At 70.7% G+C, this 13673-nt stretch carries 11 protein-coding genes; 7 read left to right on the top strand and 4 right to left on the bottom strand.

Translation table 11 applies throughout. The annotated features are described in order from the left end of the window. Nucleotides 1–24: 24 nt before the first annotated feature. The gene (locus tag VJ693_RS15195; protein ID WP_324155430.1) at nt 25–2631 is read right to left on the bottom strand and encodes a TonB-dependent receptor; all 2607 of its coding nucleotides are present in this window, start codon (nt 2629–2631) and stop codon (nt 25–27) included. Nucleotides 2632–2808: 177 nt separating this feature from the next. On the opposite strand from VJ693_RS15195, the gene VJ693_RS25710 reads away from it, so the two are divergent. The 3 genes from VJ693_RS25710 to VJ693_RS15175 are packed head-to-tail and all read left to right on the top strand — an operon-like array spanning nt 2809 to nt 5876. Further along, nucleotides 2809–3981: a sensor histidine kinase gene (locus tag VJ693_RS25710; protein ID WP_414652291.1), complete on the top strand. Its 1173-nt coding sequence runs from the start codon at nt 2809–2811 to the stop codon at nt 3979–3981. A gap of 3 nt (nt 3982–3984) precedes the next feature. Further along, nucleotides 3985–5184, top strand: coding sequence for a hybrid sensor histidine kinase/response regulator (locus VJ693_RS15180; RefSeq protein WP_324155428.1), 1200 nt, complete (start codon nt 3985–3987; stop codon nt 5182–5184). Further along, complete coding sequence (locus tag VJ693_RS15175) at nt 5181–5876, top strand: response regulator transcription factor (RefSeq protein ID WP_324155426.1); 696 nt, start codon at nt 5181–5183, stop codon at nt 5874–5876. Before VJ693_RS15180 ends, VJ693_RS15175 begins: the two co-directional genes overlap by 4 nt. Here the strand turns inward: VJ693_RS15175 and VJ693_RS15170 are convergent. Further along, entirely contained in the window at nt 5851–7479 is a 1629-nt protein-coding gene (locus VJ693_RS15170; RefSeq protein ID WP_324155424.1) for a methyl-accepting chemotaxis protein, read from the bottom strand. The genes VJ693_RS15175 and VJ693_RS15170 overlap by 26 nt on opposite strands. 222 nt (nt 7480–7701) lie before the next feature. Between VJ693_RS15170 and VJ693_RS15165 the strand changes: the two genes are divergently transcribed. Both VJ693_RS15165 and VJ693_RS15160 read left to right on the top strand, forming a co-directional pair. Next, nucleotides 7702–8142, top strand: coding sequence for a response regulator (locus tag VJ693_RS15165; RefSeq protein WP_324155422.1), 441 nt, complete (start codon nt 7702–7704; stop codon nt 8140–8142). Between the two features lie 34 nt (nt 8143–8176). After that, nucleotides 8177–9427, top strand: a complete 1251-nt coding sequence (locus VJ693_RS15160; RefSeq protein WP_324155420.1) for a hybrid sensor histidine kinase/response regulator — start codon at nt 8177–8179, stop codon at nt 9425–9427. A 30-nt stretch (nt 9428–9457) separates the two neighbouring features. Here VJ693_RS15160 and VJ693_RS15155 read toward each other — a convergent pair whose 3' ends face one another. Then, the gene (locus tag VJ693_RS15155) at nt 9458–10942 is read right to left on the bottom strand and encodes an alkaline phosphatase PhoX (protein WP_324155418.1); all 1485 of its coding nucleotides are present in this window, start codon (nt 10940–10942) and stop codon (nt 9458–9460) included. A 223-nt stretch (nt 10943–11165) separates the two neighbouring features. Between VJ693_RS15155 and VJ693_RS15150 the strand changes: the two genes are divergently transcribed. Both VJ693_RS15150 and VJ693_RS15145 read left to right on the top strand, forming a co-directional pair. Then, nucleotides 11166–11612: a pyridoxamine 5'-phosphate oxidase family protein gene (locus tag VJ693_RS15150; protein WP_324155417.1), complete on the top strand. Its 447-nt coding sequence runs from the start codon at nt 11166–11168 to the stop codon at nt 11610–11612. Nucleotides 11613–11749: 137 nt separating this feature from the next. Beyond that, a complete protein-coding gene (locus tag VJ693_RS15145; RefSeq protein ID WP_324155415.1) occupies nt 11750–12298 on the top strand; it encodes a hypothetical protein in 549 nt (182 codons plus the stop codon). Between the two features lie 24 nt (nt 12299–12322). Here the strand turns inward: VJ693_RS15145 and VJ693_RS15140 are convergent, their stop codons facing one another. Then, complete coding sequence (locus VJ693_RS15140) at nt 12323–13528, bottom strand: MFS transporter (RefSeq protein WP_324155414.1); 1206 nt, start codon at nt 13526–13528, stop codon at nt 12323–12325. Nucleotides 13529–13673 lie beyond the last annotated feature (145 nt).

Below are 13673 nucleotides of genomic sequence, written 5' to 3'. Positions count from 1 at the left end.
GGCAACCATGGGCTGTCGGGTCGCTCAGAAGCGCAGCGTGGCGCCGATGCTGTACTGTCGGTCATTCAACAGCGCAGCTTGAGGCCGGGTCGCGCTGCCGTAGTACGAACGGCGCATCGTGCGCGACAGATTCCCGCCTTCCACGGCCACGGTCAGCCGCTCGTTCACCCGGTACTGCAGCGACGCGTCGAGCCAGCTGTAGCCGGCGGTGTAGGCCGGGAAGGCGCCCACGCCGGCGATGAGGGTGGTGCCGCTGATGAAGCGCTCGCGCCAGTTCCACGCCACCCGCGCGGTGACCGGACCGTATTCGTACAGGCCGATCAGGTTGGCGCTGTTGCGCGACAGGCCTTGCAGCGGCGTGCGCGCGGCCAGCAGGATGTTCGGCGTCTCGCTGTCGATGTACGTGTAGCTGGCCTGCACACCGAGGCCCCGCCAGGCGCCCGGCAGGCCGAGGAAGAACCAGTGGCCGCCGAGCTCCAGGCCCTGGATGCGGGCGCGCTGGCTGTTGTAGGGGCGGTTGACCTGGTAGAGCTGGCCGTCGTGCATCTCGGGCGTGCTGGCATTGGCGACGAAACCGTCGACCCACTTGACGAAACCGGTCAGCGCGACCGCGCCGGCGGCGCCAGCATCGTGCTCGAGCGCGAGGTCGAGGTTCTCCGCGCGCACGGGGTGTAGCGCCGGGTTGCCGGCAAAGCCCTGGTTCAGCCGCGGGTCGACCGGGTTGGGCACCAGGGTCAGCGAGGGCGAGAGCTGCTCGAAGCTGGGCCGCGTCACGGTCTTCGATGCGGCCGCGCGCACGGTCCAGCGCGCGATCGGCCGCCAGCGCAGGTTGGCGCTCGGCAGCCAATCGGTGTAGCTGCTGTCGATCGCGATCTGGGCGATGTCGCCGCTGCTGGGCACCGATTGGTAACCGTCGACCGCCTCGTGCGTGCGGACCGCGCGCAGGCCGAACTGCCCGTCCAGCCGCCAGGCCGCATGCTCGAACGGGGCTTGCACGTAGGCCGCCTGCGTCGTCTCGCCGATGTGCCACAGGCTCAGTGGGTTGCCGCTGTCGGGGATCGGCGCGGTGATGCCGAAGGCCTCGCGCAGCGCCGCCGGGTCGCGCGCCAGCGCCAGGTTGCCGACCATGTAGTCGCGCAGGCTGGCCACCCCGGTATCGGGGAAGAAGTTGCCGAAGGGGTTGGGCGAGACGAAGCCGGGCATGTCGTCGGCGCCGATGCCGCTGACCGGCGCATCCGCGAAGATCAGGCCGGGAGCGTTGTGCGCGCTGCGGCGCGCGAGGCGCAGGCCGCCCTGCAGCGCGCGCAGCAGCCCATCGTCCAGGGCCCACTCACCGTCGACCCGTGCGGCCGTCAGCTCGCCGCGGAACGGACGGGTGCGGTAGGCGATGCCGGCGTAGCTGAAGTTGGCCGGGTCGGACAGGTCGGTGCCATCGACGCGCGTGCTGGGCGCGCGGCCGGAAACGTCGTGGGTGAACGAGGCGGCCGTGCCGGCGAAGATGGGCCCGCTGAAGAACAGGTTGTTGTAGCTGCGGGCATGGCTGAGGTCGGCCTTCACGCTCAGCGCCTCGCCGCGCCAGCTGCCGCCGAGGGCCGCCTGCTGGTTGCGGTCGATCGTGTCGCGGGCGAAGCTCAGGATCGACAGCGGCGCGTTCAGCCAGGTGATGCGCTGCACCTCGGTGCTGCCGGGAAAGAAGACCACGCTGGACGGGTCGAACACCGGGGGGGCGCCTTCCTCGGCCGGCGCCCGCGGCGCGCTGGCGTTGATCTGGTGCGAATCCTGCCGGGTGACGAACTCCTGGTAGGCAGCCTCGGCGTAGAGCTCGCGGTCGGGTGCGGGGCGCCACTGCAGCACGGCCGACGCCGCCGAGCGCCGCCGCGTGCCCACGCTGGTGGTTTCGGAGGTGCTGCTGGCCACCGTGGCGCCGGGCGCGATGTCGGGGCGCAGCAGCGGCGTGCCGGTGCTCTTCAGGTCTTCGCGCCAGGCCCGGCGCTGCAGCGAGGCCGACAACAGTGCGCCGAACTCGCCGGCACTGGCCAGCGCCCAGCGCTGGCTGGCCAGCGCGGCGAGTTGCGGCGCATCGCGCTGGCCGAGGTCGCCGTGGACCCAGCGCGCCGAGGTGACGACCTGGCTGCCGGCGAAATCGAAGGGCCGGCGCGTGCGCAGGTCGACCAGGCCGCCGATGCCGCCCTCGAGATGCTCGGCCGAACTGGTCTTGTAGACGTCGATGCCGGCCACCAGCTCGGCCGGGAAGTCGGCGAAGTCGAGCGCGCGGCCGGTGCCGGCGGTGAACACCTCGCGCCCGTTCAGCGTGGTTTCGACCTGGCTCAGTCCGCGCACGGTGACGGCGGTGCCCTCGCCGCGGTCGCGCTGGATCTGCACGCCGGTCACGCGCTGCAGCGCCTCGGTGACGCTGAAATCGGGCAGCCGCATGATGTCGTCGGCGACCACCGAATCGACGATCGGCAGGCTCTGGCGCTTGATCTGCTGGGCGCTGACCAGGCTGGCGCGCTGGCCGACCACGACCACGTGCCCGCCCGGTGCCGAGGCCGCCGCGTCGGGCGGGGCCGCGTCCTGGGCTGCCGCCATGGCCGGTACCGCGGCCAGCACGCCTGCCGCGGCCCATCGCATCGAGGGGACCTTCGTCGTCGCTGCCCGCGCCCACACACTGGTCTCCAACGTGGTGACTACTGCGGTGCATGCTAGCGCCCGGCGCTGGCGCACACAACGCGTAACATCACCCGGGCGCGCGGCAGGTCTGAGCTTTCGCAAAGGCCGTGCTGGCCTTGCCTTGCAGGATTGCCCGTCATGCCCCAGGACGCCTCCCCGAGCCCACTGCCGCCGCCCATCGTGATGGTGGTCGACGACATGCCGGCCAACCTCCAGGTGATGGCCGGCGAGCTGGAGCGCGAGGGCTACGCGGTCGTCGTGGCCCAGGGCGGCGAGGAGGCGCTCGGCCGGGCCGCGCTGGTGCGCCCCGACCTGATCCTGCTCGACGTGCTGATGCCGGGCCTCGACGGTTTCGAGACCTGCCGCCGGCTCAAGGCCGATGAGGCGATGCGCGACATCCCGGTGATCTTCATGACCGCGCTGTCGGACACGCCGCAGAAGGTGACCGGCTTCCAGGCCGGCGCGGTGGACTACGTGACCAAGCCGCTGGACGGCGCCGAGGTGCTGGCCCGGGTGCGCACCCAGATCGCGCTGTCGGCCATGCGCCGGCAGCTGGCCGAGCGCAACGACCAGCTCGCGCAGGAAGTGGCGGTGCGCGAGCAGGCCCAGGCCGCGCTGCAGCGCTCGAATGCCGAGCTCGAGCAGCTGGCCTACGTGGCCTCGCACGACATGCAGGAGCCGCTGCGCATGATCGCCAGCTACCTGCAGCTCGTCGAGCAGCGCTACCACGACAAGCTCGACGCCGACGGGCGCGAGTTCATCGGTTATGCGGTCGATGGCGCCAAGCGCATGCAGGGCCTGATCAACGACCTGCTGACCTACTCGCGCGTCGGCACGAAGGCACGCCCGTTCGCGCCGGTGGCGCTGCACACCGTGGTCGACACGGCGCTCGGCTACCTGCGCCTGGCGATCGAGGAAAGCGGCGCGCGCATCGAGGTCGGCGCCCTGCCGCAGGTCAACGGCGACGCGACGCAGCTCGTGCAGCTGATGCAGAACCTGATCGGCAACGCGATCAAGTTCCGCGGCGAGGCGGCGCCGCGCATCGGCATCGAGGCCCACCCCGAGGGCGAGGCCTGGCACGTCACGGTGCGCGACAACGGCATCGGCATCGAGGCGGCCTACTTCGAGCGCATCTTCGTGCTGTTCCAGCGCCTGCACGGCCGCGGCGCCTACCCGGGCACCGGCATCGGGCTGGCGCTGTGCAAGCGCATCGTGGAGCGCCACGGCGGGCGCATCTGGCCCGAGTCGGTGCCGGGGCAGGGTTCGGCGTTTCACTTCACCTTGCCGCGCGCCACTGCGGCCGCCGACTGACGCATGACAACGAGCGAACCCGTCCGGATCCTGTTGATCGAGGACAACCCGGGCGATGCGCGCATGATCGAGATGCTGCTCGTCCAGGCCGGCGCGCTGGGCCTGGCCGTCACGGTGCGCCACGCCGCCACGCTGGGGGGCGGCGTCGAGCGGCTTCGCGAGGGCGACTTCGACCTGATCCTGCTCGATCTCGGGCTGCCGGAGAGCCACGGCCTGGAGACCGTGCAGCGCCTGCGCGCGAGCGCCCTGCGCATGCCGACGCTGATCGTGCTCAGCGGGCTGGCCGACGAGGAGGTGGCGGTGCAGTCGCTGCAGGCCGGTGCGCAGGACTACCTGATCAAGGGCAAGGTCGATGCGCCCATGCTGGTGCGCGCCATCCGCTACGCGATCGGCCGCCACCACGCCGAGGAGGCGCTGACCCGCGAGCTGGAGCACTCGCGCGAGCTCGCCCGCGAGCGCGCGATCCGCCTGCAGGCGCAGGGCGAATCCGAAACGCTGCGCCGGCTGCTCGACGAGCGTGAGGAGATGCTGCAGTTGCTCGCGCACGAGGTGCGCCAGCCTTTGCACAATGCGTCGGCCGCACTGGACGGCGCCGCGCAGGCGATCGCCCAATCCGGCGACCAGGTGCGGCCGGAGGTGCGCCAGCGGCTGGACCGCGCCCAGCACGTGCTCGACCATGTCATCGGCACGCTCAACAACGCGCTGGCCGCCGCCACGATGCTGACCGCCGGCGATCCGGGCGGCGTGGCCGAGGTGGACCTGGACGCGCTGGTCAGCCTGGTGGTGCACGACATCGGCCCGGATGAGCGCCACCGCGTCGTCGTGGAGTCGCGCTCCGAGCTGCGCACCGCGCAGCTGCAGCCGGCGATGATGCGGCTGGCGCTGTGCAACCTGCTGGTCAACGCGCTGGCGTATTCGCCGCCGGGCTCGCCGGTGCGGCTGCGCATCACCGACGGCGAAGACCCGCCGTCGCTGTGCTTCGAGGTGGCCGACGAGGGGCCGGGGATCCCGCCCACGCTGCTGCCGACGGTCTTCGACAAGGGCACCCGCGGCGCCAACGCGCGGGCCGGCACCGGCGCGGGGCTCGGGCTGTACATCGTGCGGCGGGTGGTCGACCGGCATCGCGGTCGGGTGGAGCTCATGCCCGGCGAGCCCCGCGGTACCATCATCCGCATCTGCATTCCACAGGGCATCGAGGCGTGACGAGTGCGCTGCCGGCCACCCTGGCCATCATCGACGACGACCGCGAATACGCCGACTACCTCGCGCAGTGCATGCGCCAGCAGGGCGTGGCGGCGACGGTGTTCGGCGACAGCGACGACTTCCTCACCTCGGCGGGCGCGTTCGACTTCGATTTCTACGTCGTCGACCTGATGCTGCCCGGCGTCGACGGGATCGACCTGATCCGCCTGATCCGGCGCAAGGGCCACGCCGGCATCGTGGTGGTCTCGGGGCGGGTCGGCACCGAGGTGTTCGACAACGTGCTGCGTGCCGGTGCCGACATGTACCTGATGAAGCCGGTGCGCGTCGAGCAGGTCGCGCTGGCGATCGGGGCGGTGCAGCGGCGCGTGGTCGCCAGCCGCGAGCAATCCAACGTCTGGCGGCTCGAGCGGGCCTCGCACACGCTGGTGGCGCCCGAGGGCACCCGCATCGAGCTCAGCGAAGGCGACTTCGCGGTGATGGAGTGTTTCGCCGTGGCCAACGGCGCCACCGTGACCCGCGCCACGCTGTGCGAGCGGCTCGGGCGCGATCCGGCCACCGAGGCCGACAACCTGCTGCATGCGGCCATCTACCGCCTGCGCCGCCGCATCGAGCGGGCCACGCCGTCGGCCGTGCCGCTGCAGTCGGAGCCCAAGGTCGGCTACAGCTTCAAAGGCATGCTGCAGACGGCGTAGCGTGGGCGTTCGCGCCCGGGGCCGGGGCGTCGTCGCGCTGCGCGGCGATGCGGAACAGCGAGATCACCTGCGCCAGCCCCTTGGCCTGCTGGCTCAGGCTCTCGGCGGCGGCGGCGCTTTCCTCCACCAGCGCGGCGTTCTGCTGGGTGCCCTGGTCGATCGACGCGACCGCCTGGTTGACCTGCGTGATGCCGCTGGATTGCTGCAGCGTCGACGCGCCGATCTCGTTGATCAGGTCGTTGACGCGCCTGACCTGGCGCACGATGTCGTCCATGGTGCGGCCTGCCTGGCCGACGAGCTCGCTGCCGGTCTCGACCTGGCCGATCGATTCGCCGATCAGCGACTTGATTTCGCGCGCCGCGTTGGCGCTGCGCTGGGCCAGCCCGCGCACCTCGCTGGCCACCACCGCGAAGCCGCGGCCCTGCTCGCCGGCGCGCGCGGCCTCGACGGAGGCGTTCAACGCCAGGATGTTGGTCTGGAATGCGATGCCATCGATCACCCCAATGATGTCGCCGATGCGGCGGCTCGACTCGGTGATGCCCTGCATGGTCTGAACGACGTGGCCCACCACCTCGCCACCGTGGCTGGCCACCTCGGCGGCGGCGCTGGCCAGCTGGCGCGCCTGCTGGGCGTTTTCGGCATTGACACGCACGCTCTCGGTCATCTGCTGCATCGACGCGGCGGTCTGCTGCAGGGCGCTGGCCTGCTGCTCGGTGCGGCCGGAGAGATCGGCGTTGCCCATCGCGATCTGGGCCGAGGCGGTGGCGATGCTGTCGGAGCTGGCGCGCACCTGGCCGATCAGGTGCACCAGCTTGCGCTGCATGTGGGCCATCGCGGCCAGCACGCTGCGCGCCGGCGCAGCCTCGGCCCCGCGCAGCGGGCTCAGGTCACCATCGGCCACGCGCTGGGCGACCGCATTCAGGTCGGCCGGCTCGGCGCCGAGCGCGCCCACCAGGCGGCGGGTGATCCACCAGCCCATGGCCGCCGCGACCGCCAGCGACAAGGCGCACAGGCTCGCCAGCACGGCGCGTTGCGTCGCATAGGCCGCTTCGCTGGCCTGGAGGGTGGCCTTCGATTGCTGCTGGCTGTAGGCCACGAAATCACCCGTCGCTTCGCGCAGCGAGGCCAGCAGCGGCCGGCAGTCGGTGTTCATGCGGGCGATTGCTTCGTCGCGCTGGCCCGCCATGGCCAGCGCCGCGATCGATGCCGCCACCGGGGCGTAGGCCTTCTCGACCTGCTGGATGCGGCCGAGCAGTTCGCGGTCGCGCGGGTCCGGCTGCTCTTCGGCCGCCAGCGAGGCCTGCAGCGCGTCGAGCGCGGCCTGCACGTCCTCGCCGGCCCGGGTCATCTCGGCGTGCTCCTTGTCGCGCTCGGCCGGGGTCTGCACCAGCACCAGGTTGCGCACTGCCAGCGCCCGGCGGTTGGCCGCCGCGCGCACGTCGATCGCCCTCAGCTCCTGCACCGAGGACTGGTGGACGATGTACGAGAAGGTCTCGTTCAGGCTGCGCAGGTCATACAGCGACAGCAAGGAAACGCCCAGCACCAGCGCGGCGAGCGAGGCGAAGGCGAGCGAGAGCTGCATCCGGACAGTGAGGTTCTGCATGGCGGTACGACTCCAGGGGGTGAAGGGCGGGTGCACGCAAGTTTCTGTTGACTCAGTTCTGATCAAAGGCGTAAATTACTGATCTATCGTCCAGCTTTTCAAGTGAGGACATGATCTTTATCATTCACCCGACCCCTGGGTTGCCCGGCTTTCGCATGGGCACGTGCCGGGCCTACAGTGGGCTGCGTGCCGTCATCCCACGGCCTACGCAGGAGAGTGGTGATGGACGTGTCTGCCCGAGCGATCGAGATCCTCATGGTCGAGGACAACCCCGGCGATGTGCGCCTGACGCGCGAGGCGCTGAAGGGGGGCAAGGTCTGGACCCAAGTGAACGTGGTCGAGGACGGCGTCGCGGCGCTCGACTACCTGTACCGCCGCCCGCCCTACGAGGCGGCGCACCGGCCCGACCTGATCCTGCTCGACCTGAACCTGCCGCGCATGGACGGGCGCGAAGTGCTGGCGAGGGTCAAGTCGGACCCTTCGCTGAAGCTGATTCCGGTCGTCGTGCTGACCACCTCGCAGGCCGAGGAAGACGTGCTGCGGGCGTATCACCTGAGTGCGAACTGCTATGTGACCAAGCCGGTCGACCTGCACCAGTTCAACCACATCGTGCAGTCGATCGAGCAGTTCTGGCTCACCGTCGTCACCCTGCCACCCACCTGAGCCCCGCGCGGGGCTCGCCACGAAGGGCCTCGCCATGAATACCGCCCGTACCGTCGACAGCGGCGACAGCGCCGAGCGCACGATCCTGCTGATCGAGGACAACCCGGCCGACGCGCGGCTGATCCGCGAGATGCTCGCCGCCGTGCCGCTCGACGGCCCGGGTTACCGCCTGCACTGGGTGCAGGATCTGCGCGCCGGCATCGAGGTACTGCGCGGCAGCGGCGCCGAGATCGTGCTGCTCGACCTCGGGCTGCCCGGCAGCTCGGGCATCGACACCGTCCAGGACCTGCTCAGCCAGGCGCCGCGCACGCCGACGCTGATCGTGCTCAGCGGCCTGAGTGACGAGGACGTGGCGGTGCAGGCGCTGGGCGCCGGCGCGCAGGACTACCTCATCAAGGGCCAGGTCGACGCCGCGTCGCTGGCCCGCGCGATCCGCTACGCCCGCGGGCGCGCCCAGGCCGACGATGCGCTGCGCGAGGCGGGCCACCAGATCGAGGCGGCGCGCCAGCGCGCCGAGCGCGCCAGCCAGGCCAAGAGCCGCTTCCTCGCGACGATCAGCCATGACCTGCGCACGCCGCTGGCCGGCATCCTCGGCTTCGCGCAACTGCTGCAGGCCGACCCGGCCCTGACCAACGCGCAGCGGCGCAGCGTCGACACCATCCGCCACAGCGGCGAGCACCTGCTCGCGCTGATCGGCGACATCCTGGACCTGGCCAAGATCGAATCCGGCCGCTTCGAGCTGTGCCCGCACGAGTTCAAGCTGCGTGACTCCGCGCGCGTGGTGTTCGACATCATCGACGTGCGGGCGCGGATGAAGCCCGCGCTGAACCTGGTCGCCGAGATCGCGCCGGACGTGCCGGCCATGATTTGCGCCGACGAACGCCGGCTGCGCCAGGTGCTGCTGAACCTGCTGGACAACGCCGTCAAGTTCAGCGCGCAGGGCGAGGTGGCGCTGCGGGTCACGGCGCCGTCGCCGACGCGGCTGGCTTTCGAGGTGGCCGATGCCGGCGAGCCGCTCAGCGCGGCTCAGATCGCGCGGCTGTTCCACCCCTTCGAGCAGGTCGGCGATGCGCAGCACCGCAGCCAGGGCACCGGCCTGGGCCTGGCGATCTGCCGCCAGCTTGTGCGGCTGATGGGCGGCGACATCGAGGCGCACAGCGTCGCCGGCCACGGCAACCGGTTCCGCTTCGAGATCGACCTGACGCCGCGCCCGGCCGAGGCGGCCGCGCCGATGCTGGCCGCGGCTTCAACGCCCAGCCGCGCCGCGGAAGCCGCGGTCGGCTGAACGAGCGCCTCGGCAGCGGATGGCAGGCGCCTACTTGACCAGGGCGGCCGGCACGGCCATCAGCTGCAGCTGGCCGCCTTCGACCAGCTCGCCCGCGATGGCGTAGTGCGCCTGGGTGGTCAGCAGGTAGTAGCGATAGGCCTTGAGATCGTAGGCCGCGACGCCCTTGAGCAGGTCGCTCACGTCGATGATGGCCGACGACTCCTCGTCCTGGGTCAGGAAGCGCGCGCCCCCGGTGAGGAAACGGTCGGCGTCGTGCGCGGCCAGCTCCCGGACCGCGCCGCTGGCCGGGTCCAGGCCCCAGACCTTGCCCAGGCGGGCGCTGTTGCCGACGTCTTCCTGGAACACCACCTGGCCGCTCTTCTTGTCGACCGTCAGGTTGTCGGCCATCTGGAACACAGAGCCGTTGGCGCCGCCGTCACCGGCGACCTTGACCGTGCCGCCCAGCTCGGGGTGGGCGATGTCGCTGAAGTCGAACTGCCAGATGCGCGAGCGGCCGGTGGTGCTCGAGGTGGTCGCCACGTACAGCACGTTCGGGTGCTTCCAGTCCCAGGCCGAATCCTCCGGGCGCAGGAAGCTGCTGCCGCCCGCGGCCACGGTGGCGCTGTTCAGGGCCACGCCGCTGCCGGCGCCGTAGGTCGTGGGCGTCACGTCGACCAGCGTGAAGTGGCCATCGGCGGAGGGGCCGAAGGGCAGGTCGCTGGTGTCCTCGTTCTGGTTGCCGGTGACCTTGATCGCGTACAGCTTGCCGCCGTGCAGGCCGGCCTTCTGGATCACGTTGCCGCTGGCCTGCTTCTGCCCGACATAGACGTAGATCTGGCCTTCGACCGACGAGTCGTCGGTGCCGACGACGATGGTCTTGTCCTGCTTGGCCCGGTTGGCGACCGCGTTCTCCCACGAGAAGCGGCCCAGCGCGGGCAGCTCCCAGGCCGTGTTCGGCGCGCCGCCTTCGCCCATCACCCAGGCGAAGGCGCGGCCTTCGGCGCCGGCTTCCTCGCCGTTCATGTGGATGCGAGCGCCCTTGACGCCCTTCTTGCTCTTCGGGTTCCAGTACGCGCTCGGCTCGGCCATGTCGCCCGAGCACAGGCGGTTGAAGGCGGTGGTGCCGGCGACCCAGCCGTTGCTCACCGTGTCCCAGGTGTAGACGTCGGTGGCCGACTGCACCATGTCCTGGCCGGAGAGCACCTTCAGGTCGCTCTTGCGCACGACCCACTTGGAGACGAACGCGCCCGTGCTGCCGTGCGCGCGAACCGTGCCCGCGGTGTTGCCCAGCTCGTGGTTCATCGTGACGGTGAGGGTGCCGTCGCCGTTGTCGTAGGCGCCCATGCCGTCGGGAATGCCGACCATCGTGTAGCCGTTGTCGGCGGCGTCGCCCACGGTCAGCACCGAGGTCGTCTGCACGCCCTCGGCGGTGGGCACGAGGTAAGGGCTCTGGCTGCTGCTCGGGCCGGTGGCGGCCTGGGCGCCCAGGCCCAGCGTCAGCATGGCGGCAAGCGCCACGGTGTTGAACTTCATCGATCTCGCTCCTGTGGTGGATGGGTTCGTCGCACGGATGGCGGCGAAGCGAGCGAGAGCCTAGGCGGCCGGTTTGACGCCGCGTTGAAACATTGGTGACAGGCCCGTGGCAGCTGCCAGCCCCTGTGGTCGCGTTGATGGCAATCAATGTGCGCGGCGCCGTGCAGCGACAAGCTGCCCGTTCAGCCGATGGGTGGCTGCGGAGATGCTCATGGACGACTCGATGAAGCGGAAGATCCTGGCCCTGCTCGATGGCCACCGGATCATGACCATCGCGACGCTGCGACCGGACGGCTGGCCGCAGGCCACCACGGTGGGCTACGTGAACGAGGGCCTGACGCTGTGGTTCCTCTGCGGGCTGGAGAGCCAGAAGGCCAGGAACCTCGCGCGCGACGATCGCGTGTCGATCACGATCGACCATGACACGCCCGACATCATGTCGATCACCGGCCTGTCGATGGCGGCCCGCGCCCACCGCGTCACCGACCGCGCCGAGGCGCAGAAAGTGCTGCGGATGATGCCGCTGAAGTACCCGGATGCGTCCGCCGCGACGGCACAGATGAAGATGCCCGCACCGGAGGAGATCGCGCTGTTCCGCGTCGTGCCGGAAGTCTTCTCCGTGCTCGACTACACGAAGGGCTTCGCGCACACCGATCTCGTGACCTGCTGAGCAGATTCATCCAACGGCTACGATGGCGGCGACTCGCCAATGCCGGAGGTTGAATGCCAAGAGCCCCAAAGACCGAAAACGACGTTTCCCCGAACAACCCGTGCCCGTTCCTGCGGGCCCTGGTGGCTCAAGGTCTGTTGCCTGACGACAAGGCATCCATTGGTGAGGTGACCAAGACCATTGTGGGCGTGGCCAAGGCTGGCGACGGAGCACCCGACCTGCCTGCGGCCGCGATCCGCGCGATCGCGCTCATGGCCAACGGGTTGAGCCCCCTGCAGTTGACCCGCAATGCGCTGGGCGGGCTGCGGCTCAATGAACTGAGGGGCGGCCCCTTGGACAAGAAGGGGGCGGGCTCCCGAATGCTGGATGAGAAAGCGACGATCAAGCGGGCCGAGTTGGACCGGCTCGACGAGTTTGCCGGCGACCAGCTGGATGCCGATGGCCGGGCCGAGCGCGGATTGAGCTTGGACGACCTGAAGCGAATGATGGACGCCAACTTTGAGCGAGCAGCAGGACGCAGGCGCCAAATCGACAGGCGACTGATGGACGGCGAGTGGCCGATCCTGCTTCAGGTGATGGGCAAGCAAGGCAAGGCCGGCCGGTACCTGAGCCTTGCGGAAGTCCGAGAGCTCTTCGTGGAAAGGCGCTTGCCCGCGCGCATGGCCAAGCGGCTTGGCGACGGCTGACGCGACTGCGGCCGCTTGCGCCGCTCAACGTTCGGCGTGTCTGGCGGCTGGCAGCATGCCGGGCGTCGCGGGCCGCGGCGGGTAGGGCAGCACCAGGACGATGCTGGCGAGCAGCATCGCCAGCATCGCCGCTGCCAGCGGCACGATCGAGTCGCCGGCCATGAACGGCGCCACCAGCTGTGTGCCCAGCGAGCCGATGCACAGCAGCGCCAGCACGAGCAGCGCCGAGGCACGGCCCAATTGCTCCGGCGGCAGCGTGAGCGCGTCGCCAAAGGCCGGCGGCCCGCGCACGGCCAATGCTCCGCAGAAGCCGGCCCAGAACACCGCGATGGCCGCATACGGCAGCGTGGTCGCTGCGGCACCGGCGAGCAAGGTGCTGCACAGCCCGAGCTGGATCCAGGCGCCCAGGTGGACCGCGCCGCCGTTGCCCAGCCGCCGGGCGATGCGCCCCGACTGGCTGGCCATGACGATGAAGGCGCCGACGCCGACCACCTGCAGCGCCGCGAAGGCCGAGGGCGGCAGGTGCAGGGCGTTGGCCATCAGCTGCGGCGCGCTGGCCACGAACATCAGCAGCGCACCGACACACAGCGCATGGGACAGCGCAAGGCGCATGAAGCGGCGGTTGCGCAGGATGTCGCGCCAGCCGCTTCGCGCGCTTTGGTCCAGCCCTGGCAGCCGCGCCGGCGCGACACGCACGACGAAGGGCAGCACCGCGAGCGCGATGCCGGCGACGATCCAAAACAGGCCGCGCCAGTCGATCAGCTGCAGCAGCAGTGCGCCCAGCGCCGGCCCGGCCGCCGGCACGACGGCTTCGACCATCGAGATCGCGGCGATGCCCCTGACCAGGTCGGTGTCGCTGAGCGTCGCGCGCACGACGCTGGGGGCGATCACCGTCGCCGCGCCGGCGGCAATGCCTTGCACGAGCCGCATCACCAGCAGCGTCTTGATGCCCGGCGCCAACGCGCACACGACGCTCGCCAGCACCAGCGCACCGACGCCCCATTGCAGGCAACGTCGCGGCCCCAGCCGGTTCAGCGCCTCTCCCCACACCAGCTGCGACGCCGCGAGCCCGGCCAGGAAGATGGCCACGGTGGCCTGTGCCGCCGCAACGCCGATGCCCAGCTGGGCCTGCAGCACCGGCACGGCAGGCAGGTAGAGGTCCATCGCCAGCATGCTGGTGCCGGTGACCAGGGACAGCGGCAGCACGGTGCGGACAGTGGCGGTCGACATGGTGTCCGATGATGCCGCAGCCCGGCGGACGGGCTCTGCCGGTGGCCTGGCAGCGCCCCCGCCTCCTGCGGAAAAGCGGGCATCGCGCCATGCCACGTCGTCGAGCGCCGGTCATGGCAGGATCGCGCGTCCTGTCCTTCGTCAC

It is taken from the genome of Ideonella sp. (assembly GCF_035254525.1).
Classification (GTDB): domain Bacteria; phylum Pseudomonadota; class Gammaproteobacteria; order Burkholderiales; family Burkholderiaceae_C; genus Ideonella.
The sequence above is the reverse complement of the archived record's forward strand: the minus strand, read 5'-3'. Positions and strand labels throughout refer to the sequence as shown.